The following is a 22382-nucleotide window of genomic DNA, read 5'->3' as shown; positions in this document are numbered from 1 at the left end:
GTAGTCAGCGACGACGGCCGTCATCATTTTGCCAGCACACTCTATTAACGCTACGATCGCTTACTGATACCTAGCTCGTCGCCCACACCGCGCCTCCTTCCCCTTTTGCAATGAGTATGACCGCATGGATGCAACAACCGAAGCCGTAGAAGAGTTCCTCTGTGATCCGAAGCTATCTGAACTCTGTGAAATCCTTAAAATCAGCGATGATATCTTCGACGTTATAAAACTCAGCGAAAATCAGCACTCGGATTTCCTAGCTTGGCTATTCGACCCACGTGAGGGGCATGGGCAAGGCGATCAGATTGTGCGCGACCTGCTGATCAGCGCAACCCAAGCAGCAGCAGAGAGTGGCCTGGATGGCCGGAGCACGACGTCTCGCTTTTTTGCTGAATGGCCTCCCTCCAAAATTCGGACGACTAGCTTCGGCAGCATTTTCACTGCTCGAGAGCTCGGACTTAAAGCTTCAGAGCGCGTTGACCTATTCGTAATTGACCCCAACAACAAATTCGTATTGCTGATAGAGAACAAGGCTGGCACTACGCATAGTCAGCAGCAACTGGACGGATACCGTACTAGTTGGCAGGAAGCAGTAGCTAACAGCGCCCATCTGAAAGACTACAGAAGTGTCCACATCGCTCTAGACCGAGACTTTGCAGGGGGGGACTGGTCGGAGCGCCCATCTACCGGTTATTGGTTGCACCTAGGGTATGACTGGTTAAAAGCTTCAGCCGACCGCGCGTTGATGCATGTAGAGCGCGGCAATGCAGCGGCTAAATTGGTGGTGAGCTATTGCAATCGACAAACCGATTGGGAAAGCCCTATAAGTCAGCGAGCAGTAACGTTGGCTGCAGAACTACACCAAGCCCATGGTCCTGCAGTCAGGCACATGTTGGAAAGCAATACTGGGCGACTCGAGAAATGCTGGCTTCAGGAGGGCAGCTCCACGCACATGAGTTTCATGCTGCAAAATAAAGCAGCGTTTGACCTTCTTCGCGACACTCAGGGCATGGCATCGATAAAAGAGACTTTATTGGTCAAGATTCCTGGATTTAAAAGGGAGAATGTCTACCACGCTCGGGCCTGGCTATCCGCATGCCCTCCAAACTGGGAACAATTTATGGGGGAAAATAGTTGGCCTGTTTATTTTCGGGTGAGATATGCAGACAGCACCAAGACGAAATACGATATTGCGTTAGTTTTCGATTCTGCATCAGCCAATTCTGAGACTGAAGGAAAGCAGTTACGGGAACGCCTTAAGTTGTTTGATAACCGCTTCGGCAAGCGGCAGGGCACATCGTTACGCAAGGTTGTGCTCAACAGAGGACTTGGACTTGCTGATCTTATTCGAAAACTTGAAGAGCATTCTAACCGATTGAAAACGGTTTGCGTTTAGAGCCAAGGCCACATCTGGCCTTGGCTCCATAAAAAAGCAAAACTAGGTTGCCATCGGAGGTAACAACGTCCCCAATACAAGAGCAGGGGTTCTTGCCCCCTCAAAATCAAGAAAAATAGACGGTTTCCACCCGGCCGCTGCGCTGGGTGGAGCCTCCGCGATTTTTCCTGATTTTTTCACGACCGCCTTAGTCGCCCTAGTCGGCAGGGGTTCATGCGCAGCGCAAGCGCAGAACCCTGAAGATGAAGGAGCGAAAGCCATGAGCGAAGAAATCAGGATCTACGTTGCCGACCTAGCCGCCTACAACGCGGGTCACCTGCATGGCGTCTGGATCGATGCCACCCTGGAGCTGAACGACATCCAGGAACAGGTCGACGCCATGCTCGCGGCCTCGCCGGTCGAGGGTGCGGAGGAGTACGCCATCCATGACTTAGAGGGCTTCGACGGCTACCGCCTCGGTGAGTACCAAAGCCTCGAGAGCGCCCATGAGATTGCGTGCTTTATCGAGGAATACCCCGAGTTCGGCGGCGCGCTGCTCGCGCATTTCAACGACCTGGAGCAGGCGCGCAAGGCGGCCGAGGAAGACTATTGCGGCTGCTACAGCTCGCTGGCCGACTACGCCCAGGAGTTGACCGAGGAAACCACCAGCATTCCGACCCACCTGGCGATGTATATCGATTACCGCGCCATGGCCCGTGACATGGAATACAGCGGCGACGTGTTCACTTTGGAGACCGGCTTCGAGCAGGTGCATGTGTTCTGGAATCGCTAGGCTAGCGGAAGGCACCAGGGAGACCCGGTGCCTTGTTTTTTGCGCCCCTGTCCTACCGGCCACCCGCGCGCCCCGCCCGGAAGGCTGATGCACGGGGACGCGCCCCCGGCGATCAGCCTGGAGCAACCACGTTATGCTGCCAGTTGATTGAGACCGTTACGGTCTTACGGTTTTGCCCAAATCCGTCGATCCGTAACCACGGATTTACGGATTTGTGGGGAAGCGGATTTACGTTTTTACGGATTTACAGAAATCCGCCGTTGCGGTTTTCCAGTTTTGTGGAAAGCCGCAGATCGCATATCCGTGGGGCTACGCGTGCGGAGCTTGGCGTGCTTGGGCACCATGGCCGCTGACGCGCGTAGATGGTCGTACTTGGTAAGCGTCCAGACCGTCCCGGTATCAATCCTCTCCCCTCCTGCCTGCGTATTCGCCCAGACCCAACCCGGCATGATCGAGCGCGATTGCTGCCGCACGGTGCACCTCCCACGTCAACGGAGGACACACCATGTCGCATTCAATCGATCTTTCCAGCCAGCCGCGTCGCATCGATCTCGATGCCCCGCTGCACCGCAAGGCCGGGCCAACGGCGCATGCCATGCGGCCTGTAGAGGGCGCCGACGAGGCCCAAGCACCACAGACCTGCCCTGCCCCTCGCTACCTCACCAACAACGAAGCAGCGGCCTTCCTGCGGCTGTCTCCGCGCACGCTGGAAAAGCAGCGGGTGATAGGCGGCGGACCGCGCTTTCACAAGTTTGGCCGGCGGGTGATGTACGCCCTCGCCGATCTCGAGTTCTGGGCCGGTGAGCGCAGCTTCGAGACCACCTTCGATCCCGAATACATCGACCGCCACCCGGGAGCGCAGCGTGATGATCAGTGAAACCTTCGCTTATGAATTGTCGGCATCTCGATTTGACTTCGCAGAGCGAGCAACTGGATCTGTTCCACGCCCTGCCGGGGGATATGGCGCCACGCGACGCCCAAGATCTGATGGCGCATCCGTTCTTCTCGCTGGCCAAGTCGCGGCGCACGGTGCCGATCGACTTTCGTTCGGGCGGAGTGACAGTACGTGTAGAGGGTACTCAAGCACATGGTATCGCCACGATCTGGGATGCCGACATTCTCATCTGGGCCGCCAGCCAGATTGTCGAGGCTCGGGACTCGGGCATTCCGACTTCGAGGCTCATGCGCGCAAGGCCATACCAGATACTCAGGTTCATCGGCCGTGGCACTTCCACCCGGGATTACACGCGACTCAAGGCCGCCCTCGACCGGTTGCAATCGACCAGCGTGGCCACGTCCATTCGCGAGACCACGGGCAGGCGCCTGCACCGCTTTTCCTGGATCAACGAGTGGAAGGAGCTGGCAGCGCCCGACGGACGACCGGAGGGTATCGAGTTGATCCTTGCAGACTGGTTCTACTGCGGGGTGCTGGAGCAGTCCCTGGTGCTGACCATCGACCCGGCTTACTTCCGCCTCACCGGCGGCCTGGAGCGCTGGCTGTATCGTCTCATCCGCAAACACGGCGGCAGGCAGAAAGATGGCTGGCAGTTCGACCTGCGTCACCTGTACCGCAAATCCGGAAGCATGGCGCGTTATTCGGATTTCGCCGGCGATCTGAGGGCATTGGTTTCTCGGCAGTCGATGCCCGGCTATCACCTGGAGCTCGTCCGTTTCTCGCCATCAACGGAGCTGCTCGCATTCAGGCCGGTGCCGTAGACGGCACGTGGATATTTTCTGGAAAAGCTGTGAGTTCTGTCGTGCTATCAGGCGCAACCGGGCTCGTGCTATCAGGCGCAAGACTATCGTGCTATCAGGCGCATCTTCACCTCTGCAGGCCACGCAGGACGAGGCCTAGCGCCCGCCTTAACTTAACTAACTTAAAAGCTCTAACTTGTTATTGGGGCCCCGGACATCTGTGGACAGACGCTGATCGCGAGGAGTCTGCGGGAGGCGTCTGGTCATGATCATCGCTCTGCTCAATCAGAAAGGTGGGGTGGGAAAAACCACCCTAGCCACCCACATCGCCGGAGAGCTGGCTGTACGCGGACGCAACGTCGTCCTGCTTGATGCCGATCCACAAGGCTCGGCATTGGACTGGACGCAGCGCCGCAGTCAACAGGGCTTACCGAGACTCTTCAGCGCGGTTGGCCTTGCGCGTGAAACGCTGCATCAGGAAGCACCGGAGCTCGCCCTTCATGCCGACCACGTCATCATCGATGGGCCACCCCGCATCGCCGCCCTTGCCCGTTCTGCATTGCTCGCTGCCGACCGTGTATTGATCCCTGTTCAACCGAGCCCCTACGACCTATGGGCCAGTTCGGAAATGGTCAGCCTGATCCGCGAAGCACAGGTGTTCAAACCATCAATGCGAGCGGCGTTTGCAATCAACCGGCGGGTCAGCACCACGATCATCGGCCGCGAGGCGCGCACTGCGTTGGCTGACCAGCCTGTGCCGGCTCTGCTTAGTGAAGTGCGTCAGCGAATCGTATTTGCCGAGAGCGTAGCTGCCGGTCGCCTGGCACGGGAGCTGGCTCCCGACAGCGCTGCAGCACGCGAGGTCAGCAACCTGGTCGATGAGCTCCTGAGGTGGTCTTCATGAGCAGCAAGCGCGTAGGAATTGGGGCACGCCCAATGGCCGATCCGCGAGCCGAAGCCTGGATACAGCAGCGCGTTGAAGCAGGACCCCAAGAAGGTGATCGCCATACCGCACGTATGACTCTGGACGTGACGCCAGCACTGCGCACGCGCATCAAGCTAGCCGCCATCGAGCGCGGTCTGACAATGGCTCAGATGCTGCGCGAAGTGCTTGAACGAGAGTTCCCGGAGGTCTCGTCATGACAGCTACCGCGCACCGTCGTCGACGACCATTGGCCCTGATAGCAGGCAGCTTGTTTGCACTGGCTTGGACGGCCAATTACACGCCAATCCCGCGGCTGGTTTACAACGCCTCGGACAGCCTACCCATAGGCTGGTACCACATCGAGGCCACCCGCTCATTGCGCCCGGGCGACACAGTGCTGATCAACTTGCCTCACGAGGCGAGGACGTTCGCGGCGCAACGCGGCTACCTGCCTGCGACCGTTCCGTTGCTGAAGACCGTGGCAGCAATCGCTCCCCAGCATGTATGCGTGCTGAGCGGCTTGATCGTCGTCGACAGTGAACCTGTTGCGATTCGCTTGCGTGTTGATCGGAAAGGCCTCGCTCTGCCTCAGTGGAGTGGCTGCCGACAGCTGGATGACGGCGAGCTGTTTCTACTGAGCACCGGCAATCCGGAGTCATTCGACAGTCGCTACTTCGGCCCTGTGCCTGTCGACTCGGTGATAGGTCGGGCGCGGCCATTGTGGGTGGAGGCACGCCCATGACCAGACCATCGCGCTGTCAGATCAGCTACAGAACGGCTGCATTCAGCAGCTATTGTCGCGGGCCACCTGTTGCTGTCTCCACTGCCCTCACTTGCGACACGCAACTGGCTCGCCCGTAGCGAACCCACACTCTGTTTACCCATCACTGAACGCAAAAGGCACGGAGAAAACTGAGGGCAAGATAAAAGGGGGCGGCACTTCGTTGGCCCGGAAAGCAGTCTGCACAGGGGTTGGCGGCGACACGGCGCCGGGCATAGCCAGGTGCCGAAACTGTGTTCGCCCCGCAGTTGTGCTGGCTAGGAAGCGTGCCTGATACGGCGTACCACGATCAACCAGGAGGAGTCTAAGCATGAGCAAAGGAAGTCGTCATGACGACGAACTGCGCTTTCGCCCGCAGCCTGGTAAGCCGCAACAACGCGGCCAAGCCTTCGTCAACCAGGTGCTGCGTCAGACCAACAAGGCCGGCACCGTCAAGCCGCGCAAGGCGGGACACCAGCCCGGTGCCCGTCTCGGCCGCGGACATGTCGCTGCTCGATTCAGCGCGCAGAAACTGCCGTCCAACGCCCGCCGCGTCGCCATCAAGACGCGCCTGGTAAACCTGCGCCAGGCTGGCAAGCGCTCGACGCTCAGCCACCTTCGCTACATCGAACGCGACGGCGTCAGCCGCGAGGGTGATCCGGGCCAGGCCTATGGGCCGCTGACCGACCAGGCCGACCTTAATGCGTTCGAGGAGCGCGGTCGGGACGATCGCCACCAGTTTCGCTTCATCGTCTCACCCGAGGATGCCGAGCAGCTCGATGACCTGCGCACCTATACCCGCCACCTGATGAGCCGGATGGAGGCCGACCTCGGCACCCGCCTCGACTGGGTGGCGGTCGACCACTGGAACACCGACAACCCGCACACCCACATCATCCTGCGCGGCAAGGACGACACCGGCAAGGACCTGGTGATCGCTCGTGACTACATCGCCGAAGGCATGCGAAACCGTGCCTCGGAGCTGGCCACCGAATGGCTCGGCCCGCGTACTGAATTGGAGATCCAGCAGAGTCTGCAGCGCGAGGTGCAGCAGGAGCGTTTCACCACTCTGGATCGCACCTTGTTGCGCGAACGCAAAGCTAGCGTGCTCAGCCTGAAATTGCTCGCCAACCATCCGCGCCGGCAGTTGCTGATCGGCCGCCTGCAGCAATTGCAAAAGCTTGAACTCGCACACGAAGTTCGGCCAGGACAATGGATCCTGCGTGACGACGCCGAGGCCACTCTGCGTGCCATGGGTGAACGCGGCGATATCGTGCGCACGATGCAGCGGGCCATGGGCGGCACGCAGCGAGAGCTGGCGGTATTCGAACCGGGCAAGGATGGTTCTGTTGTGGTTGGTAGGATCGCAGCCAAAGGCCTAGCCGACGAGCTCAACGACCGCGGTTATCTGGTGGTCGACGGACTCGATGGCAAAGCCCACTACCTGAGACTGCCTTCCCACACGAACCTGGCCGACTATCCCATTGGTGGCCTGGTGGAAACACGCAGCCTGAGCGAGCCGCGCGCGGTGGATCGCTCGATTGCGGCGTTGGCGGTGGAAGGCCTCTATCGCACCGATCATCACGCGGCCTTTGCAAGGTCACAGGCAGTCGAAGGACAGGATCCCGAGGCATTGGTCGAGCGCCACGTTCGGCGTCTGGAAGCCCTCCGCCGGGCCAGTATCGTCGAGCGGCTGGCCGAGGGCGTCTGGCGGGTGCCGGCAGATCTGCCCGAGCAAGGTCGACAACATGATGCTCGCCGCCTTGGCGATGTCTCCGTCGAGCTGCGCACGCCGCTGCCCCTAGAACAGCAGGTGCGTGCCGTCGGCGCGACCTGGCTTGACCAACAGTTGATCGGCGGCAACCGCGAGTTGGTCGATAAGGGCTTCGGCAAAGAGGTGCGCGAGGCGTTGCGACAACGTGCCGACTATCTGGTGGAACAGGGCCTGGCCCAACACAAGGGCCAATGCGTGTTGCTTGCACGTAACCTGCTGGCTACCTTGCGCGGGCGAGAGCTGAACGCTGCAGCACGTGAGATTTCCGCACAGACAGGCATGAATTACCGCCCGGTGGTAGAGGGCCAGCGAGTCAGCGGAATCTACCGGCGCAGCATCCAACTGGCGAGCGGCCGTTATGCTCTGCTCGCCGACGATATCGGCTTCAGTCTGGTGCCGTGGAAGCCGGTGATCGAGCAAAAACTCGGGCAGAGCGTATCGGCAGTGATTCAAGGCAACAGCGTCTCGTGGCAACTAGGCCGCCAGCGTGGGCCTTCGATTGGTTGAGCAATCGGCACCGGCCGTTAAACCGGTGCCGGTTCTTGCTGCAGCCACTGTTCGAAGGCTTGGCTCTGCGGTAAGCCTTCCTTGGCCGCGTAGTAGACCAAGCGCAGATGGCGATCCTCATCGATGGTTAACGTGGTGTGTTCGAACACCACGTGTCCCACCGCCTCGACCTCAAAGTGGCGAATTCCCTGGCAAGGCCCATGAATGTCCTGCTGCCGCCACCATTTTCTGAAATCGGGCGACGCCTTTTCCAGATCCTTCACCAGAGCAGCGATATCAGGATCCTGGGTAGCACGCACAAAGTCACGTCGGAAGCTGGAAAGGATCTGCAGCGCCTGCTCACTCCAAGGATTGAACAGCTCTCGCATAGCGGGGCTTGTGAAGAGCATCCAGAGCATGTTGCGGCGATCCGCCGGCAATGCGGAGAAGCCGAAAACCCGATCCGCTGCGGCGTTCCAAGCGAGCACATCCCAACGCAGGTTGAGCACGTAGGCGGGCCTCAACGGCAGGTCGCCCATCAACCGGTGAATCAGCGCCGGCACCGTGCACCAGGTTTTCCCCGGCTCAGGCGGCAGACGCTGGTGAGCGAGCAGGAAAAGGTGTCGTCGCTCGGTGGCATCAAGCTTGAGCGTGCGTGAAAGGTTGTCTAGGAAGTTCGCCGAGACACTGATGTCCCGACCTTGCTCAAGCCAGGTGTACCAGGACAACCCCACCCCGGCCAATGCCGCGACCTCCTCGCGGCGCAGCCCAGGCGTGCGCCGCCGATTACCGGCGGGCAGGCCCACCTCCTCCGGCGAAATACGTTCACGGCGACTACGCAGGAATTCGGCCAGATCTATTCGAGTGCGTTCAGCTGTGCGAGGCGCGCTCATCCGGTTACCTCCAGTAATAGGATAAACAGTCAAATTGTAACCCCCATAAATCCCGCTAAGAATAGCCCGGCCTGGATGGAATTACCCCTACCAGGCTCTTGCTTGATGAGGAAAGCACACAGAGACGTGTCATCAACTTGCTAAGGAGATAAACGGATGTATCAAGCACTTCTTCGAGAACAACTGGAGACATTGAAGTCCTCCAACCAGTACCGCACCTTCACTACCCTGAGCCGCATGTGTGGCCAATATCCTCTGGCCAAATTGGATGGTCGCAAAGAGAACCCGGTGGTGGTCTGGTGCAGCAATGACTACCTCGGTATGTCGCAACATCCCGCGGTGCGTCAGCGAATGCACGAGGCGTTGGATGCCTACGGTGCGGGCTCCGGCGGCTCGCGCAATATCGGTGGATCACACGAGGTATACGCAGAGCTGGAAGTCTCTCTTGCCGAATGGCACGGCAAGGAAGCGGCGTTGGTATTTCCCACTGGTTTTGGTTCCAACGATGCCACCCTTCAGTGCCTGCTGCGACGCATCCCCGATTGCGTAGTAATCAGCGATGAGATGAACCATGCCTCCATCGTGAACGGCATTCGCTCGACGCCCAACGAGCGCAAGATCTTCCGCCACAACGACATGGAAGATCTGGAGCAGATCCTAGCCAGCTATCCGCTTGGCCAACCCAAGATCGTGGTCTTCGAGTCGATCTACTCAATGGATGGCGATATCGCGCCTATCGCTGAAATTGTTGCTGTCGCCAAGCGCTATAGCGCCCTCACCTATCTGGACGAAGTGCATGCAGTGGGCATGTACGGCCCCCGCGGCGCTGGTATCGCCGCAGACCTGGGCGTCGCCGATCAGGTAGATATCATCCAGGGCACCATGGCCAAGGCCATCGGCGTTATCGGGGGCTACATCGCCTCAACTCAGGTAATCGTTGATGCGGTGCGCTCCTTTGCCACCGGTTTCATCTTCACGACCTCGCTGCCACCGGCAGTCACTGCCGGATGCCTGGCCAGCGTCGAACACCTCAAGGCGCACGACCAAGAGCGTAATAGTCTGCATCGCCAGACGGGCAAGCTGCGCGAGCGCCTTAAGCATCACGACGTACCGGTGATGCCCTGCTCACAAACCCATGTGCTACCGGTACTGGTTGGGGAAGCTAAGCGCTGCAAGGCAGCGGCAGATCGGCTGCTCCACCACCATGGTGTGTACCTGCAGCCAATCAACTATCCATCCGTGCCGGTAGGGACAGAGCGCTTCCGCGTCAACGCCACGCCGAACCACAACGATGCGCAGATCGAACATCTGGCGGTGTCGCTGCGCGAGACCTTCGACTATTTCAGCATCCCACTGGCATCCGAGGTGTTTGCTGCGGAGGTGGCCTGAGATGGAACAGTCCTTCTTCACGGTACGTCCGGCCACCCAGGCCGACCTGGTCAGTTTGGTGGAACTGCGCGCGTATCTGCTGGACGGCACCAACGCCAGCTATTCGAGCAAGACGCCGGAGGACGCGGCGCGCTGGCGGGCGGCCTACCGTACCTGGCTGAGCAGCCGCCTGAACGACAGTGACTGCGTGCGGATCCTCGCCGCCGAGCACAAGGAATCCGGTCAGGTGCTGGGCTGTGCGACCGCCATTATCGACCAGCGTGCGCCGGCACCGGGCTGCCTCAATGGCCTGTCCGGCTGGGTGCAGTCGGTGGTGGTGGAGCCACAGTGGCGCGGTCGCGGCATCGCTCGGCAGTTGATGCAACACCTGCTGCGCTGGTTCGACAACCGCGGCGTCGGCTGCGTGGTGCTGCAGAGCACCGCGGATGCCGGCATGCTGTACCAGGCCCTCGGCTTCGCCGTCAGCGACGAGCGCCTGCTGATCCGTCAGGAGGCCTCGGCATGAAGATCCTGATCATCGGTCTGGGTTACGCCGGCAACCGTTTCCGCCGCGCCTTCGAGCATATCGCCACGAGCACCGGAATGCCGCTGTCGCTGTCCTATGTCGGGCGCCGGCAGAAGACGACCGAACTGCCCTACTTCGACAGCGTCGAGCAGGCGCTACAAGTATTCGCGCCGGACATCGTGGTGGTAAGCGTCAACGACCACAACCATGCGCCTGTGCTCAAGGAGCTGGCCGGCTACCGGGGCTTCGTGCTCTGCGAAAAGCCCCTGGTCACCCCCGGTGACGACTTGAAGGAGCTGCTCGGCGCACTGGGGCAAGTCAGTGGCTTTGCCCTGAATCTGGTGGAGCGCTACTCGGACGCAACCCGGCAGTTGCGCGAGTGGGTCGAACGTCACGACTGGCAACTGGTGCGCGCCAGCTTCCACTGGGGCAAGGACCGCATCAACGACTATCGCCCCACCTGCGGCGTGACCAGCGAGGTGATCCATGCATTAGATCTGGTCGGCTGGATCTGCCCGCGCGCTGACCAGCTCCAACTCGATGGTGTGCTCGGTGTGCGCTCGGACTTCTCCATCTCCGGCGCTGAGGTACTCGACACCGTGCAACTCGCCGCCAGCCTGGGCGAGGCTCGGGTCACCGGTTACGCCAGCTTCGTCAACATCGTGCGCCAGCGCACCGTGGATTTCAGCTTCGTCGACCGCGATGCCCGGCTGGTCCATGCGCGCCTGGTATTCGATACGCCGCGCTGGGATCACGACCAACTGCGCATCTGGACGCGCGGTACCAACGGCAGGGAGGAGCTGCTCCACGAGTTCGCCACGGCCCCAGACGAGCCAGGCCTGGACACCGTGCACAAGCTGTCTCGTCTGTGCCGGCAGGTGGTGCGCGCTGTGGCTCTTAGAGAATCGCCACCCCAGCCATTCGCCGGGCTCGATACCGCTGTGGCCTTGCAGCGCCTGCTCAACGACCTGGAAACCCATGCCCAAACCCCAGCTCCGGCGCGCTACGTCCATGGCGAGACGCGCGTACTGCTGGCCGAGGACAGTGATCTGGAAAGCCTCGGGTAACTCAATCACAAGGAGAAGGACTATGTGTGGAATCGCTGGATGGCTGTCCTACAGCCGGAACCTGGAAGCGCAACGCGAAACTCTGCAGCGCATGACCGACACGATGGCACTGCGAGGCCCCGACGCAGGCGGTCTGTGGATTGATGGCCCCGTTGGCTTGGGCCATCGGCGTCTGTCGATCATCGACCTCGAGGGAGGTCGCCAACCGATGATCGCAAAACATGGTGGGCCACTCGAGCTTGCCGCCATCACCTATAGCGGGGAGGTCTACAACTTCCGCGAGCTGCACGCCGAATTGCAAGCACTCGGCCACCGCTTCGAAACCCGCAGCGACACCGAAGTGGTGTTGCGCGCTTATATCGAATGGGGTGAAGCCTTCGTGGAGCGGCTCAACGGCATGTATGCCTTCGCCATCTGGGACCTGCGCTCCCAAGAGCTTCTGCTGATTCGCGATCGCATGGGCGTAAAACCGCTGTACTACTACCCCACGACTGATGGCGTAGTTTTCGGGTCCGAACCCAAAGCGCTGTTGGCTAACACGCTGGTGCCACGCAAAGTGCGCGCCGATGGCCTGCGCGAAATTCTTGAGATGGTGAAGACGCCCGGACATGCCGTTTTTGAAGGCATGCGCGAGGTCATGCCGGGCGAGATTGTGCGTATCAACCGCCGGGGTTTGGGACGCCGCCACTACTGGAAATTGGAGGCGCGTGAGCACGAACACACGCTGGACGAGACAATCCGCCATACCCGTGACCTGCTGGAAGATATCGTCGACAGCCAGATCGTCGCTGACGTACCGTTGTGCAGCCTGCTCTCCGGCGGACTGGATTCCTCGATCATTACCGCGCTGGCCTCGAAGAAATTGCTGGCCGCTGGCAAGGAGAACATCCGCTCCTTTTCTGTCGACTTCGTCGACCACGGTAGCGGCTTCACCGGCGATGCCGTGCGCGGTACTCCAGATGCCCCTTTCGTACGAGATCTGGTGGAGAAAATTCGCTCCAGTCATCAGGAGATCGTCCTCGATAGCCGTGAGCTTGCTGATCCTGTCCTGCGGGCGCAGATCGTGCGTGCACTGGATCTGCCACCGGCCTTCTGGGGCGACATGTGGCCATCGCTCTACCGGCTGTTCCAGGAAGTGCGCAAGCACTCGACAGTAGCGCTCTCTGGTGAAAGCGCAGACGAGGTATTTGGTGGCTACCGCTGGTTCCACGACCCTGAAGCCATTCAGGCCAATACCTTCCCCTGGCTGACCTCGGTGACAGGCAAGTACTTCGACGGCAAGACCCTGTTCGACCCTGGCCTGCTAGCCCAACTCGACATGCAGACCTTCTTGCGTGACAGCTATGCCCAGGCCATTAGCGAAGCACCGGTGCTGCCCGGTGAGAGCGCCGTCGACCAGCGTATGCGGCAGATGAGCTACGTCAACCTGACACGCTTCGTCCAAACCCTGCTCGATCGCAAGGACCGAATGAGCATGGCGGTTGGCCTAGAGGTACGGGTGCCCTTCTGCGATCACCGGCTAGTTGAGTACGCCTTCAACATTCCTTGGGCGATGAAGGCCTTTGATGGCCGGGAGAAAAGCATTCTCCGCGCGGCGACCCGCGACCTGCTACCCGAATCGATCAGCGAGCGGGTCAAGAGCCCCTACCCCTCGACGCAGGATCCGGCCTACGAGCAGGCACTGCGTGATGCGCTGACCGCCATTCAGGCGGATCGCAATGCGCCGGTGACGCCTCTGCTCGACAGCGGCCGTATCCATCAAACCCTGGCTAAGCCGCTCGGCAGCGTCTCGCCCATGTACGAACGCGGGGGCATGGAACTGGCGGTCGGCCTCAACACCTGGCTGAGCGAGTACGACGTCAGTCTCGAGCTGTAGCCCAAACCGGGAGTGGCCCCGGTGCGGGTCACTCCTATTCGCTGTACCACTCAAGCGCTCCAAGGAGCACAAGCGAGTCCGAGAATGCACACATCCAACCAATCTCCTATCTACCTCATAGCGCTGGGGGCGTTCGCCCTTGGTATGGCCTCCTATGTCACCGCAGGCCTGATCCCGATGATCGAGGCCTCGTTTGCCGTGTCCGTCGCGGTGGCGGCGCAACTCGTCACCGCATTCACCCTGGCCTACGGCCTGGGTTCACCGATTTTCGTCGCCCTGACTCCAGCGCATCGCCAGCGCGCCGGCCTATTGCTGGCCCTGGGCCTGTTCGTCATCGCCAACGCCGCCAGCGCGCTGGCCGAGAGTTTTACCGCGCTGATGGCCTGGCGTGCCATCGCTGGCATCGGCGCAGGCGTCTACTTAGCAATGGGCATCGGTGCTTCTGCCGCTGTTTCGAGCCCGGAGCGCCGTGGCAAGGCCATTGCCATCATCATGGGAGGCATGGCAAGTGGCGTGGTGCTGGGCGTTCCGCTCAGCCTGCTGATCGCCGAACAGCTCGGCTGGCAGGCCGCCCTCTGGCTGGTCACCCTGCTCGGCCTGGCGGCCTTCTTCGGGCTGCTGCTGAAGCTCCCTTCCCTGCCCGCTGCCACCGCCACCACGCTGGGCCAGAAACTGGCGATCCTCAGCGACAGCCATGTGCTGGTAATCCTGCTGGTGTCGCTGCTGGCCGCCATTGCCAGCCTGGGCATGTACACCTTCATCGCTCCGCTGCTGGCTGATCCGGCCTACGGCGGGGTGCGCTCGGTCACCCCCTACTTGTGGGTCTGGGGCATCGGCGGGGTGCTGGGCAGCTTCCTGATCGGCCCGCTGGTGGATCGCATCAAGGGCCCGGTGCTGACCTTCGCCATCATGATCATCCTTGCCGTGTCGCTGTTCTTGCTGCCGCTGGCGGCTGCCCTCAGCACCTGGCTGGTAATGCTGCCCATTGCCCTGTGGGGAGCCGTCGGCTGGGCGTTGCAGGTACCACAGAACAACGAGCTGATCCTGGCGCGCCAGGCCCAGGGTGACGGCAACCTGGCCATCGCATTGAACGAGTCCGCGCTCTACCTGGGCAGCGCTATCGGTGCCGCGGCCGGCGGTTTCGTGCTGCTGTTGCAAATGCCTACCTGGACACTGGCTGCCAGCGCAGGGGGTGTGGCCGCCTTGGGTGCTCTCCTGCAAATCATCAATCTGCGTCGCCGGGCCTAACATCGACGCTTAAATTCAACATCTAACTGATGGAGGAAAGGCCGTGGAACTGCGCCACCTTCGCTGTTTCATTGCCGTTGCAGAAGAACTGCATTTCGCGCGTGCTGCCGCGCGCCTGCATATCGAACAGTCGCCCCTGTCGAGGATCATCAAGGAACTGGAGTACCGCTTGGGCGTGCAACTGTTCGAGCGCACCACGCGGCGCACGCGCCTGACCTGGGCCGGCAAGGTGCTCTTGGAAGAGGCGCGTCGGGTACTGGCTGTGGTCGATCAGGCCAAGGCCAGCGTCAAGAGCGCAGCGGCCGGCTACCGTGGACGCATTCGCGTCGCGCTGTCCGACGGTATACCTCAGGCACGCTTGGCCGCCCTGCTCGCCCAATGCCGCGAGGAAGAACCAGAGGTCGAGATCTGTCTGTCGGAGGTCACCTTCAGCGAACAGGTCAGAGGGCTGAACGATGACCTGTACGACATCGGGCTCGCTCAATCGGACGAGGCCGGCGAAGGGCTGGTGGCCGAGCCGGTCTGGTTCGATCCACTGGTTGTGGCGGTGCCTGCTCGCCACCCGCTACTTAGCTACCGGCGCGTACCGCTCGATGAGGTGGTGCGCTACCCACTGGTGCTCTGCGATCCGCAGGTCTGCCAAGGATTCTGGCAACAATTACAGCGGGTATTGGGCGCCGTAGATACGCGACTGACCATTGCCGACCGCGTTCCCACCCTGGATCTGATGATGGCGCTGGTCGCCGCGGGTTACGGTCTGGGCTTCTCCAGTCTGGCGCGCATCAACGAACTCAACAATCCGGACGTCGTGGCCCGGCCGCTAGACGGCTGCGCATCGATGCTAACCACCTACATGGTAAGGCGAGAAGGCGAGCCGGCCGAGCAACTGGCGCGATTTATTGGGCGGGTGAGCCCGGCGGAAACCCAGGTGTTGCTGCCGGATCACACTTCACGGAAGGAAATCGCCTGATCTCGCCCCAGGCACTAGATCTCCCCGTCGCGGCGAGCCCTCTCAGGAGAGCGTCTTAGCGGCAGCCCAGCCAGCCTGCCGCATTTTTTGTATCTGGCCAACAAGCCCCTTTCTTGACAAGAAGACACTCATCATTAACATACGCAAATAGCGCACATATATGAAAGCATTGTTCGTTGAACTATCACCCTTTGAGCGCAACCGAAAAGCCCACCTAGATGACGGTGAATACTCGCTATTCCAGCAGATGCTCTTGGCTAATCCAGAGGCAGGCGCAGTCATCACCAACAGCGGTGGTCTGAGGAAGGTCCGTTTCGGATCAGTCAGGCGCAGCAAGGGAAAGCGAGGTGGCGTTCGGGTGATTTATTACTACTGGCACAGCGGTCTGCAGTTCTGGCTCTTCACCCTTTATGACAAAGACGAACTCGATGACCTGAGCAGTGATCAGCGTAGGCAGTTGAAAGCGCTCCTTGAGCGCGAAGTGAAAGCGAGGCAAGCATCATGACCAAACGCGATATTTTTTCCGAGCTGATCGAAGGCTTCGACGAATTGGCCGCAGCACGTGAAGGCAAGCGTACGCTGCGTACTCACAAGGCCGAATACAAGCCAATCGAACCCGCGACGGGCGCGGAAATCGTCGCTCTGCGCGAAAAGCTGCAGATGTCCCAGGGTGTATTTGCGCAGGCCATTCACGCCAAGCCTGCGACCTTAAAGAACTGGGAGCAGAACCGCTCAAAGCCCAATGACCAGGCCACCGTCTTGATCCGTGTCCTGAGCAAGCACCCGGAACTCATACGCGAACTGGCGTAGATCACCAGAGCGCAGATGGTCCCTGTAACAACAGCAAACGGGCAGAATCACTCGCCGGGTACTCAAATAGATTGGGAAGCGATATGAGGCGAGCCGCATGCACAGCCCTTCACCACAACTCGTTCGCCTCCCGACAGCGTCTGCTGGACAATGATGAGTCTGCGCGCTGTCACCTTGATCATCCAGCCTACCCATCTCGATGATGATCTGGAGTGGAAAGCAATCAGAGTCAACCAGATTACAACGTCGCTAGCCGAATAGTTCCCAGCGCTGAGTGAACCCTACAATCAGGTAAGGAGCGACCTCCGGCCACGGACTGCCGATCACAACCGGCAGAAATCGGCGGCGGAAGCGGACACTCACGCGCGGCATATGTCGACCCGAAACGGCCGGTAGCCATATGAGCGTTCGACCCAAAATGGTCTTAGGCGCGTTATGAAATTCACTACTACGGTTTCTCAATCTGTCCCTGCCTTTCTGCTTGTCCCAAGTGAAACAAGGGGCCGGCATGTTGATCACGGGTCCGTCCTAGGAGTGACTCGATTGAAACTAGTGGAGGTTCAGCGCTAAGCCGTTCGCTGGCAAACCGCTTCCAGATTCACTCCTTCAGGGCCTAGTACATACGCCGCGTAATAATCGGCGTGGTAATGGGGCCTGATGCCGGGCGCTCCGTTGTCTTGTCCGCCAGCTGCAATGGCGGCCGCGTAGAACGCATCGACCGCCTCACGGCTCTGCGCGATCAGAGCTATGTGCGCCCCGTGACTGGGGACAGACACAGCATGCAACCATAAAAAAGGCTTTCCCTCAGAGCCGAACCCCAGTCGTAGAGGTCTGGAACCTGGCGGATCGGCCTCAATGCTCATCAGCAACTCAATCCCGAGTGGCTTGAGCGCGGGTTCGTAGAAGGCTTGAGCATCCGAAATGTCCGAAACACCGAGACCTACATGGTCGATTGCCGACCCAGCGAAATTGCTCATCAGGTATCTCCATAAAATGCCGAGTATTGGCAATTGGCAGAGCGCGTCGTTGACAGCGCGTGGTCGCTCCGTGCCCGTTTTAAATCTGAGATGCACCACCGTCGGCGAACAGCTCAGCCCCATTGACATAGCTCGATGCTTCGCTCGCTAGGAAGAGCGCGGCCTGGCCGATCTCGTGTGCCTGGCCGATCCGACCGAGGGTGCTCTTCTCGCCGAGTGCATCGATTACCTCCTGCGCGTTCTCACCAAGCACATTGCGCAGCGACGGGGTGTCCACGGGACCGGGGCTGAGCAGGTTGATACGCACGCCGGAACCTTTGATGTCCAGAATCCAGCTGCGCACCAGCGAACGGAGCGCGGCCTTGGTGGCTCCGTAGACACTCAGGCCGGGGCCGGGGTTGATCGAGGCGGTCGAGCCGATGACGACGACGCTGGTCCCCTTACCCATCAACGGCAGCGCACCTTGCACGGTGAAGGTCGTGCCTTTGACATTGGTCGTGAAGAGCCGATCGAAGCCTGCTTCGGTGATCGCCCCCAAGGGCTCGATTTCACCCGTCCCGGCATTGGCGATCAATACGTCGATACGGCCATGCACCCCGCTGATGTGACTGAACAGTCGGGTCAGGTCGGCAGGGTTCGAAATGTCCGCGCAGACGGCAGAGGCGTTCTCGCCGAGGCTCTTAACGGCTTCGTCGAGCTGAGGCTGGCGGCGCCCGGTGATGACCAGCTTGGCGCCCTGGCTGGCGAAGGCTTCAGCGATGGCGAAACCCAGGCCCGAAGAGCCACCAGTTACCAGAACAACCTTGTTTTCAAACAACATGGGAAATACCTTTAAGGGTGAATATGTAGTGAACACTACATAGGTAAATACATAGGCGCAACATATTTAGTGACCGCTATATAAATCTGACTGCCGATTCGTGATTGAAACCTCTTGTAGTGATCGCTACATTAGTCAAATCAACAGGAACGAGATCGCATGAACGAAAAAAACCGGCAGCGACGCCCCGCCTTCGACCGTGAGCACGGGATAGCCATCGCACAGGCGCTATTTCATCAGCGTGGCTTCGACGCGGTCAGCCTGACCGACCTGACCGAGGCCATGAACATCAAGCCGCCGAGCTTTTACGCCGCATATGGCAGCAAGGCCGAGCTGTTCGAACGTGCGATGCATCGCTACGCCGTTGAAAACGCGCTGCCTATGGACAAGCTGCTGAGGCCGGATCGACCACCCGCAGAAGCGCTGACCGCACTGCTGGTTGCCGCTGCTCAGCAGTACGGACGAGACCGGGCTTTACGTGGCTGCCTGATCACCGAGGGCATGCGCGCTGACGATCCGACTGCCCGCGAAATGGCCGAAAAGCTGGGCGATACCGGGATTCAGGCCGTCCGCCGTTACCTTGATCAGGTCCGTCCGGACGCCGCTCAGGTCCTGGCTGACTATGTGCTCATCACCCTGCGGGGGCTGTCAGCGGCGGCGTGCAGCGGCATGTCGCTCAAGCGACTGGTGGAAGTGGCGCAGCTTGCCGGCAAACTGATCTCCATTGAATTTGAAGCGAGCGACAGCGCTATGAATCCCTGAGCAAAGCCGCATAGTCGCTAGCCAGACGGAGTCAGCGATCAGTGATGGTTGTTCCGGCAATGCTCTCGGCAAACCCACCGCCGAAAATGCGCGCAGGCGTTGCAAAACCAGGCTTTCGCTCACCGTTCAACACGCGGCGCGCAGCTTCAATGGCGGCAAGCGGCGTGTAGGAGTATCCGTTCACCGTTTCGATCATGGATCTTGCAACGCTGCCATCCGATGCTGTCACTTCCGCCACCGCTCGAGCCCGATGGGCATCCCGCTCATCAGCACTGGGGCCATCAGGCAGTTGCGACAAGTCGCCCTCGGGAAAGGCGTCGCCCGAGATATGCACGAACATCGCGATGTTGGGGATGCCCGTCGAATGCCACCCCGTCACCAGATCACCGAAAGACAACGGCTGGCAGGTCACCGGCCCGTCGCCGAAATCAAACTGCCGCGGCTGCGCATCAGGCGTTGCCACGAGCTCACCGTTGACCCGTGCGAGCAGGCCTGCGCCAATGATTTCACTGACGCTCATCGCCGAACCGCGCGACATGGACCCAGGCACCTGTAGTGCAATGCTCAGCGCACGAGGTTTCGCGACCCGCTGAGCGACATGCATGGCCAGGCAGTCTGTAGGGACAACGTCCCAGCCGACGCCAGGTAAGAGCATCACGCCCGCCTCGGCTGCTTGAGCACCCAGCCGTTCCGCGAGCCGGTAGGCATTGATCTCGGCCGTGATGTCCAGGTAGTCAACGTCAGCCTGCATGCACGCCCGCATCAGAGCCTCGGCTGTTTGCGCGAAAGGTCCTGCGAAGTTCAACAGTACGTCTACGCCATCCAGCGCCTCTGCCGCCTGAGCAGCTGCTCCGAACACGCGGTAAGGAACATCCACTTGCGCAGCAAGATCTTCCAGCCGATCAACCGTACGTCCCGCTATTTCGAAAGTTAGACCCAGTGCTTTCGCTCGCTCAGCGGCCATGCGCCCGGTGTAACCCGTCGCGCCGTAAATCAGTAATGTCTTCATCGTGCGTGCTGCCAGTTCTTGTAGACAAATTCCACACTGTAGCCATCCGGGTCTAGCACGTTCGCGGCGTAGTAATTCGGGTCGTAATGCAGCCTGGCACCAGGCGCGCCATTATCAACGGCCCCCTGGCTCATCGCGGCGGCATAGGCAGCCTCGACCTCGGCCTTGCTGCTCGCGACAAACCCGACGTGAGCAGCCTGTCCCTCGACCACACCCTCGCGCAGCCAGAAGAACACCCGGCCATTGGCGCCGAAGCCTTTGAGATCCGGATGACCTGGCGGGCCGTTCTTGCCGTCGTAGTCCAGACGTGCAGTGATGCCAAGCGGCGACAGTGCCGCTTCGTAAAAACGGATGGAGCGCTCGATGTCGCTAACCGATAGAAAAACATGATCCAGCATGTCGCAGCCCTCGCTTGTTCAGATGTTGTAGCCGCCTGCGACTTCGATGGTCTGGGCATTGATCCACGCGCCGTCTTCGGACAACAGCATGGCAATGACGCGCGCCACATCTTCAGGCTCGCCCACCCTGCCCAGCGCGGTTTGCCCAGCCAGCATCGCCTCGAACTCGTCGTTGAGCCCGCCTCCCAACTCAGTTCGAATCGCTCCAGGTGAAACCGCATTGGCCCGTATACGCCGATCACCGAACTCCTTGGCCATATAGCGTGTGAGCACCTCCAGCCCACCTTTAAACGCCGCATAAGGCGCCACCCCGGCCGTGGCGACGCGGGTGGTGGCGCTGGTCAGGTTGATGATGCTGGCGTTTTCTTCCAGCAATGGGAGAAGTGCCTGGGTCAGGAAGAATGGACCTTTCAGGTGAACGTTGAACAAACCGTCGAACTGCGCTTCGCTGACCGTCTGCAACGGGTTGAACAGGCCATACCCCGCATTGTTGACCAAGCCAGCTAGCGTGCTGATGCCCCAGACGTCCCTCAAGGTCATCACGACCGCTTCTCGAAACGCTTCGAAACTGCCCGCGTTGCCAACATCGAGTTTGAGCGCAACGGCTTTACCGCCGGCCTGCTCGATACTGCCTACGACCTCCGCCGCTGCTTGGGGATTGTTGTTATAAGTCAGGATGACACCCGTGCCACGCTGGGCAATGTGCCGTGCCGTGCTGGCACCGATACCACGGCTTCCGCCGGTGATGACGATAACGCTCATGTGGTGCTCCGCTGTAGATGAAATGAGTCACCACAGTAGCGACGCACCGCTTCGCCGACGCAGCCGTTTCTACTTCAGACTTGCCTGTTTCTGCTTTTCCCTTGTGAAGCCCATCGGTTAACGGTCAACATTCCCATCATGAAAAATCAACTTAATGAACTGCGCGCCTTAACCGCCAAGGCCGAAAATCGCCGCACCGAGACGGGCATTCCGCGAGTCGCCATGGTTCAGGGCGAGATCCCCGAGCACATGCTCGCTGCCGTCTACGACCCGATGATCAATCTGATCCTGCAAGGCAGCAAAACGATGACGGTGGGCAACCGCACCCTTCGGTATGACCCTGCGACGTATTTCGTGATGTCCATCGACCTGCCGGCGGTAGGGGCTGTCCACGCCGCAGAAACCGGCGAGCCCTACCTAGCCGTTAGCCTGACCCTCGACCCGACAGTGCTCGCTACATTGCTGGCTGACCTTCCGAAACCTATGGGGCTGTATGAAAACGACCCCGGCTTTTCGGTTGCTGCCATCACGCCAGAATTGATGGATGCCTGGGTGCGCATGCTTCGACTCATGGGCAACCCAGATGCTATTGCCGCGCTCGCTCCAGCGTACGAGCGCGAGATACTGTTTCGCGTTCTACAAGGCCCGCATGGCTGGATGTTGCGCGAGATCGCCGCACCAGACACCGCCATGGCCCGCGTGAGCCTGGCCATTCAGCGGATTCGGCGAGACTTTGCTGAACCCATCAGAGTAGAAAGCCTGGCGCAGAAAGCGGCCATGAGCGTCTCGGCGTTTCACCGGCATTTCAAAGCCGTCACTACGCTAAGCCCACTGCAGTACCAGAAACGCGTTCGCCTGCTCCAGGCCCGAATGCTCATGGTCGCCAGCGCCAAAAGCGTCACGGCCGCCGCGTTCGAGGTGGGCTATGAAAGCGCCACGCAGTTCACGCGGGATTATGCGCGGGTCTTCGGCCTGCCCCCTGCGAGGGATGCCGCAAGAATCCTGAGCGAAACGAGAGCCGATTAGTTACGTTGGCGAGATCCGACACTGGTCAGCGTGCCGGAGACAGCAGCGGTCTGGGGCGGAAT

At 60.3% G+C, this 22382-nt stretch carries 24 protein-coding genes; 18 read left to right on the top strand and 6 right to left on the bottom strand.

Translation table 11 applies throughout. From position 1 onward, the window contains the following. Positions 1–124 precede the first annotated feature (124 nt). The 8 genes from FB481_RS11695 to FB481_RS11660 all read left to right on the top strand — a co-directional run bounded on the left by FB481_RS11695 (position 125) and on the right by FB481_RS11660 (position 7829). Positions 125–1396 (top strand): PD-(D/E)XK nuclease family protein, encoded by a 1272-nt coding sequence (locus tag FB481_RS11695; RefSeq protein WP_147176465.1) that lies wholly within the window; start codon positions 125–127, stop codon positions 1394–1396. A 259-nt stretch (positions 1397–1655) separates the two neighbouring features. Further along, positions 1656–2168 carry an antirestriction protein ArdA gene (locus FB481_RS11690; protein ID WP_147176464.1) on the top strand — a complete coding sequence of 171 codons (513 nt, stop codon included), beginning with the start codon at positions 1656–1658 and terminating at the stop codon, positions 2166–2168. Positions 2169–2673: 505 nt separating this feature from the next. Next, positions 2674–3045, top strand: coding sequence for an AlpA family transcriptional regulator (locus FB481_RS11685; protein ID WP_147176463.1), 372 nt, complete (start codon positions 2674–2676; stop codon positions 3043–3045). Between the two features lie 11 nt (positions 3046–3056). Further along, complete coding sequence (locus FB481_RS11680) at positions 3057–3884, top strand: replication initiator protein A (protein ID WP_147176615.1); 828 nt, start codon at positions 3057–3059, stop codon at positions 3882–3884. Between the two features lie 244 nt (positions 3885–4128). Next, positions 4129–4767, top strand: coding sequence for a ParA family partition ATPase (gene parA, locus FB481_RS11675; protein WP_147176462.1), 639 nt, complete (start codon positions 4129–4131; stop codon positions 4765–4767). After that, entirely contained in the window at positions 4764–5006 is a 243-nt protein-coding gene (locus FB481_RS11670; protein WP_147176461.1) for a hypothetical protein, read from the top strand. The genes parA and FB481_RS11670 overlap by 4 nt, the downstream gene beginning before the upstream one ends. Then, the gene (locus FB481_RS11665; protein WP_147176460.1) at positions 5003–5530 is read left to right on the top strand and encodes a S26 family signal peptidase; all 528 of its coding nucleotides are present in this window, start codon (positions 5003–5005) and stop codon (positions 5528–5530) included. Before FB481_RS11670 ends, FB481_RS11665 begins: the two co-directional genes overlap by 4 nt. 349 nt (positions 5531–5879) lie before the next feature. Next, positions 5880–7829, top strand: coding sequence for a relaxase/mobilization nuclease and DUF3363 domain-containing protein (locus FB481_RS11660; RefSeq protein ID WP_147176459.1), 1950 nt, complete (start codon positions 5880–5882; stop codon positions 7827–7829). A gap of 17 nt (positions 7830–7846) precedes the next feature. Here the strand turns inward: FB481_RS11660 and FB481_RS11655 are convergent, their stop codons facing one another. Beyond that, positions 7847–8701, bottom strand: a complete 855-nt coding sequence (locus FB481_RS11655) for a helix-turn-helix transcriptional regulator (RefSeq protein WP_147176458.1) — start codon at positions 8699–8701, stop codon at positions 7847–7849. A gap of 156 nt (positions 8702–8857) precedes the next feature. On the opposite strand from FB481_RS11655, the gene hemA reads away from it, so the two are divergent. From hemA to FB481_RS11615, 8 genes are all read left to right on the top strand, one after another. Continuing rightward, positions 8858–10090 (top strand): 5-aminolevulinate synthase, encoded by a 1233-nt coding sequence (gene hemA, locus FB481_RS11650; protein WP_147176457.1) that lies wholly within the window; start codon positions 8858–8860, stop codon positions 10088–10090. Position 10091: 1 nt separating this feature from the next. Continuing rightward, on the top strand, positions 10092–10595 hold the full coding sequence (locus FB481_RS11645; protein WP_147176456.1) for a GNAT family N-acetyltransferase: 504 nt from the start codon (positions 10092–10094) through the stop codon (positions 10593–10595). Beyond that, positions 10592–11662 carry a Gfo/Idh/MocA family oxidoreductase gene (locus FB481_RS11640; RefSeq protein ID WP_147176455.1) on the top strand — a complete coding sequence of 357 codons (1071 nt, stop codon included), beginning with the start codon at positions 10592–10594 and terminating at the stop codon, positions 11660–11662. The genes FB481_RS11645 and FB481_RS11640 overlap by 4 nt, the downstream gene beginning before the upstream one ends. 22 nt (positions 11663–11684) lie before the next feature. After that, positions 11685–13538, top strand: a complete 1854-nt coding sequence (gene asnB, locus FB481_RS11635; RefSeq protein ID WP_147176614.1) for an asparagine synthase (glutamine-hydrolyzing) — start codon at positions 11685–11687, stop codon at positions 13536–13538. Positions 13539–13622: 84 nt separating this feature from the next. Next, positions 13623–14786 carry an MFS transporter gene (locus FB481_RS11630; protein ID WP_075932543.1) on the top strand — a complete coding sequence of 388 codons (1164 nt, stop codon included), beginning with the start codon at positions 13623–13625 and terminating at the stop codon, positions 14784–14786. A 43-nt stretch (positions 14787–14829) separates the two neighbouring features. Beyond that, a complete protein-coding gene (locus FB481_RS11625) occupies positions 14830–15756 on the top strand; it encodes a LysR family transcriptional regulator (RefSeq protein ID WP_147176454.1) in 927 nt (308 codons plus the stop codon). Positions 15757–15916: 160 nt separating this feature from the next. After that, positions 15917–16261: a toxin gene (locus FB481_RS11620; protein ID WP_147176453.1), complete on the top strand. Its 345-nt coding sequence runs from the start codon at positions 15917–15919 to the stop codon at positions 16259–16261. Beyond that, positions 16258–16566, top strand: coding sequence for a DNA-binding transcriptional regulator (locus FB481_RS11615; RefSeq protein WP_147176452.1), 309 nt, complete (start codon positions 16258–16260; stop codon positions 16564–16566). The genes FB481_RS11620 and FB481_RS11615 overlap by 4 nt, the downstream gene beginning before the upstream one ends. A 566-nt stretch (positions 16567–17132) precedes the next feature. On the opposite strand, the gene FB481_RS11610 is transcribed toward FB481_RS11615, so the two are convergent. Beyond that, positions 17133–17543, bottom strand: coding sequence for a VOC family protein (locus tag FB481_RS11610; protein WP_147176451.1), 411 nt, complete (start codon positions 17541–17543; stop codon positions 17133–17135). Between the two features lie 79 nt (positions 17544–17622). Next, positions 17623–18363 (bottom strand): SDR family NAD(P)-dependent oxidoreductase, encoded by a 741-nt coding sequence (locus FB481_RS11605; RefSeq protein WP_147176450.1) that lies wholly within the window; start codon positions 18361–18363, stop codon positions 17623–17625. A gap of 159 nt (positions 18364–18522) precedes the next feature. Here FB481_RS11605 and FB481_RS11600 point away from each other — a divergent pair, with 159 nt between their 5' ends. After that, entirely contained in the window at positions 18523–19125 is a 603-nt protein-coding gene (locus tag FB481_RS11600; RefSeq protein ID WP_147176449.1) for a TetR/AcrR family transcriptional regulator, read from the top strand. A gap of 31 nt (positions 19126–19156) precedes the next feature. Here FB481_RS11600 and FB481_RS11595 read toward each other — a convergent pair whose 3' ends face one another. From FB481_RS11595 to FB481_RS11585, 3 genes are read right to left on the bottom strand one after another with little or no spacing between them, the layout of a single operon-like run. Beyond that, positions 19157–20134, bottom strand: coding sequence for a trans-acting enoyl reductase family protein (locus tag FB481_RS11595; protein ID WP_147176448.1), 978 nt, complete (start codon positions 20132–20134; stop codon positions 19157–19159). Further along, a complete protein-coding gene (locus FB481_RS11590) occupies positions 20131–20532 on the bottom strand; it encodes a VOC family protein (protein ID WP_147176447.1) in 402 nt (133 codons plus the stop codon). The genes FB481_RS11595 and FB481_RS11590 overlap by 4 nt, the downstream gene beginning before the upstream one ends. A gap of 18 nt (positions 20533–20550) precedes the next feature. Further along, positions 20551–21294 carry an SDR family NAD(P)-dependent oxidoreductase gene (locus FB481_RS11585; protein ID WP_147176446.1) on the bottom strand — a complete coding sequence of 248 codons (744 nt, stop codon included), beginning with the start codon at positions 21292–21294 and terminating at the stop codon, positions 20551–20553. Positions 21295–21432: 138 nt separating this feature from the next. On the opposite strand from FB481_RS11585, the gene FB481_RS11580 reads away from it, so the two are divergent. Further along, positions 21433–22320, top strand: coding sequence for an AraC family transcriptional regulator (locus tag FB481_RS11580; RefSeq protein WP_147176445.1), 888 nt, complete (start codon positions 21433–21435; stop codon positions 22318–22320). The last annotated feature ends 62 nt before the right edge of the window (positions 22321–22382 follow it).

The sequence above is a fragment of the Pseudomonas sp. AG1028 genome, from assembly GCF_007993955.1.
GTDB lineage: Bacteria > Pseudomonadota > Gammaproteobacteria > Pseudomonadales > Pseudomonadaceae > Aquipseudomonas > Aquipseudomonas straminea.
Note: the sequence above shows the minus strand (reverse complement) of the source record. Positions and strands in the feature narration are given on the sequence as shown.

Excerpts from the sequence above, each read along its gene's own strand:
- FB481_RS11695 (WP_147176465.1), top strand. The coding sequence starts at position 125 with ATGGATGCAACAACCGAAGCCGTAGAAGAGTTCCTCTGTGATCCGAAG.
- FB481_RS11645 (WP_147176456.1), top strand. The coding sequence starts at position 10,092 with ATGGAACAGTCCTTCTTCACGGTACGTCCGGCCACCCAGGCCGACCTG.
- FB481_RS11600 (WP_147176449.1), top strand. The coding sequence starts at position 18,523 with ATGAACGAAAAAAACCGGCAGCGACGCCCCGCCTTCGACCGTGAGCAC.
- FB481_RS11670 (WP_147176461.1), top strand. The coding sequence starts at position 4,764 with ATGAGCAGCAAGCGCGTAGGAATTGGGGCACGCCCAATGGCCGATCCG.
- FB481_RS11620 (WP_147176453.1), top strand. The coding sequence starts at position 15,917 with ATGAAAGCATTGTTCGTTGAACTATCACCCTTTGAGCGCAACCGAAAA.
- FB481_RS11615 (WP_147176452.1), top strand. The coding sequence starts at position 16,258 with ATGACCAAACGCGATATTTTTTCCGAGCTGATCGAAGGCTTCGACGAA.
- FB481_RS11610 (WP_147176451.1), bottom strand. The coding sequence starts at position 17,543 with ATGAGCAATTTCGCTGGGTCGGCAATCGACCATGTAGGTCTCGGTGTT.
- FB481_RS11665 (WP_147176460.1), top strand. The coding sequence starts at position 5,003 with ATGACAGCTACCGCGCACCGTCGTCGACGACCATTGGCCCTGATAGCA.
- hemA (WP_147176457.1), top strand. The coding sequence starts at position 8,858 with ATGTATCAAGCACTTCTTCGAGAACAACTGGAGACATTGAAGTCCTCC.
- FB481_RS11630 (WP_075932543.1), top strand. The coding sequence starts at position 13,623 with ATGCACACATCCAACCAATCTCCTATCTACCTCATAGCGCTGGGGGCG.
- FB481_RS11680 (WP_147176615.1), top strand. The coding sequence starts at position 3,057 with ATGAATTGTCGGCATCTCGATTTGACTTCGCAGAGCGAGCAACTGGAT.
- parA (WP_147176462.1), top strand. The coding sequence starts at position 4,129 with ATGATCATCGCTCTGCTCAATCAGAAAGGTGGGGTGGGAAAAACCACC.
- FB481_RS11590 (WP_147176447.1), bottom strand. The coding sequence starts at position 20,532 with ATGCTGGATCATGTTTTTCTATCGGTTAGCGACATCGAGCGCTCCATC.
- asnB (WP_147176614.1), top strand. The coding sequence starts at position 11,685 with ATGTGTGGAATCGCTGGATGGCTGTCCTACAGCCGGAACCTGGAAGCG.
- FB481_RS11655 (WP_147176458.1), bottom strand. The coding sequence starts at position 8,701 with ATGAGCGCGCCTCGCACAGCTGAACGCACTCGAATAGATCTGGCCGAA.
- FB481_RS11585 (WP_147176446.1), bottom strand. The coding sequence starts at position 21,294 with ATGAGCGTTATCGTCATCACCGGCGGAAGCCGTGGTATCGGTGCCAGC.
- FB481_RS11660 (WP_147176459.1), top strand. The coding sequence starts at position 5,880 with ATGAGCAAAGGAAGTCGTCATGACGACGAACTGCGCTTTCGCCCGCAG.
- FB481_RS11605 (WP_147176450.1), bottom strand. The coding sequence starts at position 18,363 with ATGTTGTTTGAAAACAAGGTTGTTCTGGTAACTGGTGGCTCTTCGGGC.
- FB481_RS11640 (WP_147176455.1), top strand. The coding sequence starts at position 10,592 with ATGAAGATCCTGATCATCGGTCTGGGTTACGCCGGCAACCGTTTCCGC.
- FB481_RS11595 (WP_147176448.1), bottom strand. The coding sequence starts at position 20,134 with ATGAAGACATTACTGATTTACGGCGCGACGGGTTACACCGGGCGCATG.
- FB481_RS11580 (WP_147176445.1), top strand. The coding sequence starts at position 21,433 with ATGAAAAATCAACTTAATGAACTGCGCGCCTTAACCGCCAAGGCCGAA.
- FB481_RS11690 (WP_147176464.1), top strand. The coding sequence starts at position 1,656 with ATGAGCGAAGAAATCAGGATCTACGTTGCCGACCTAGCCGCCTACAAC.
- FB481_RS11685 (WP_147176463.1), top strand. The coding sequence starts at position 2,674 with ATGTCGCATTCAATCGATCTTTCCAGCCAGCCGCGTCGCATCGATCTC.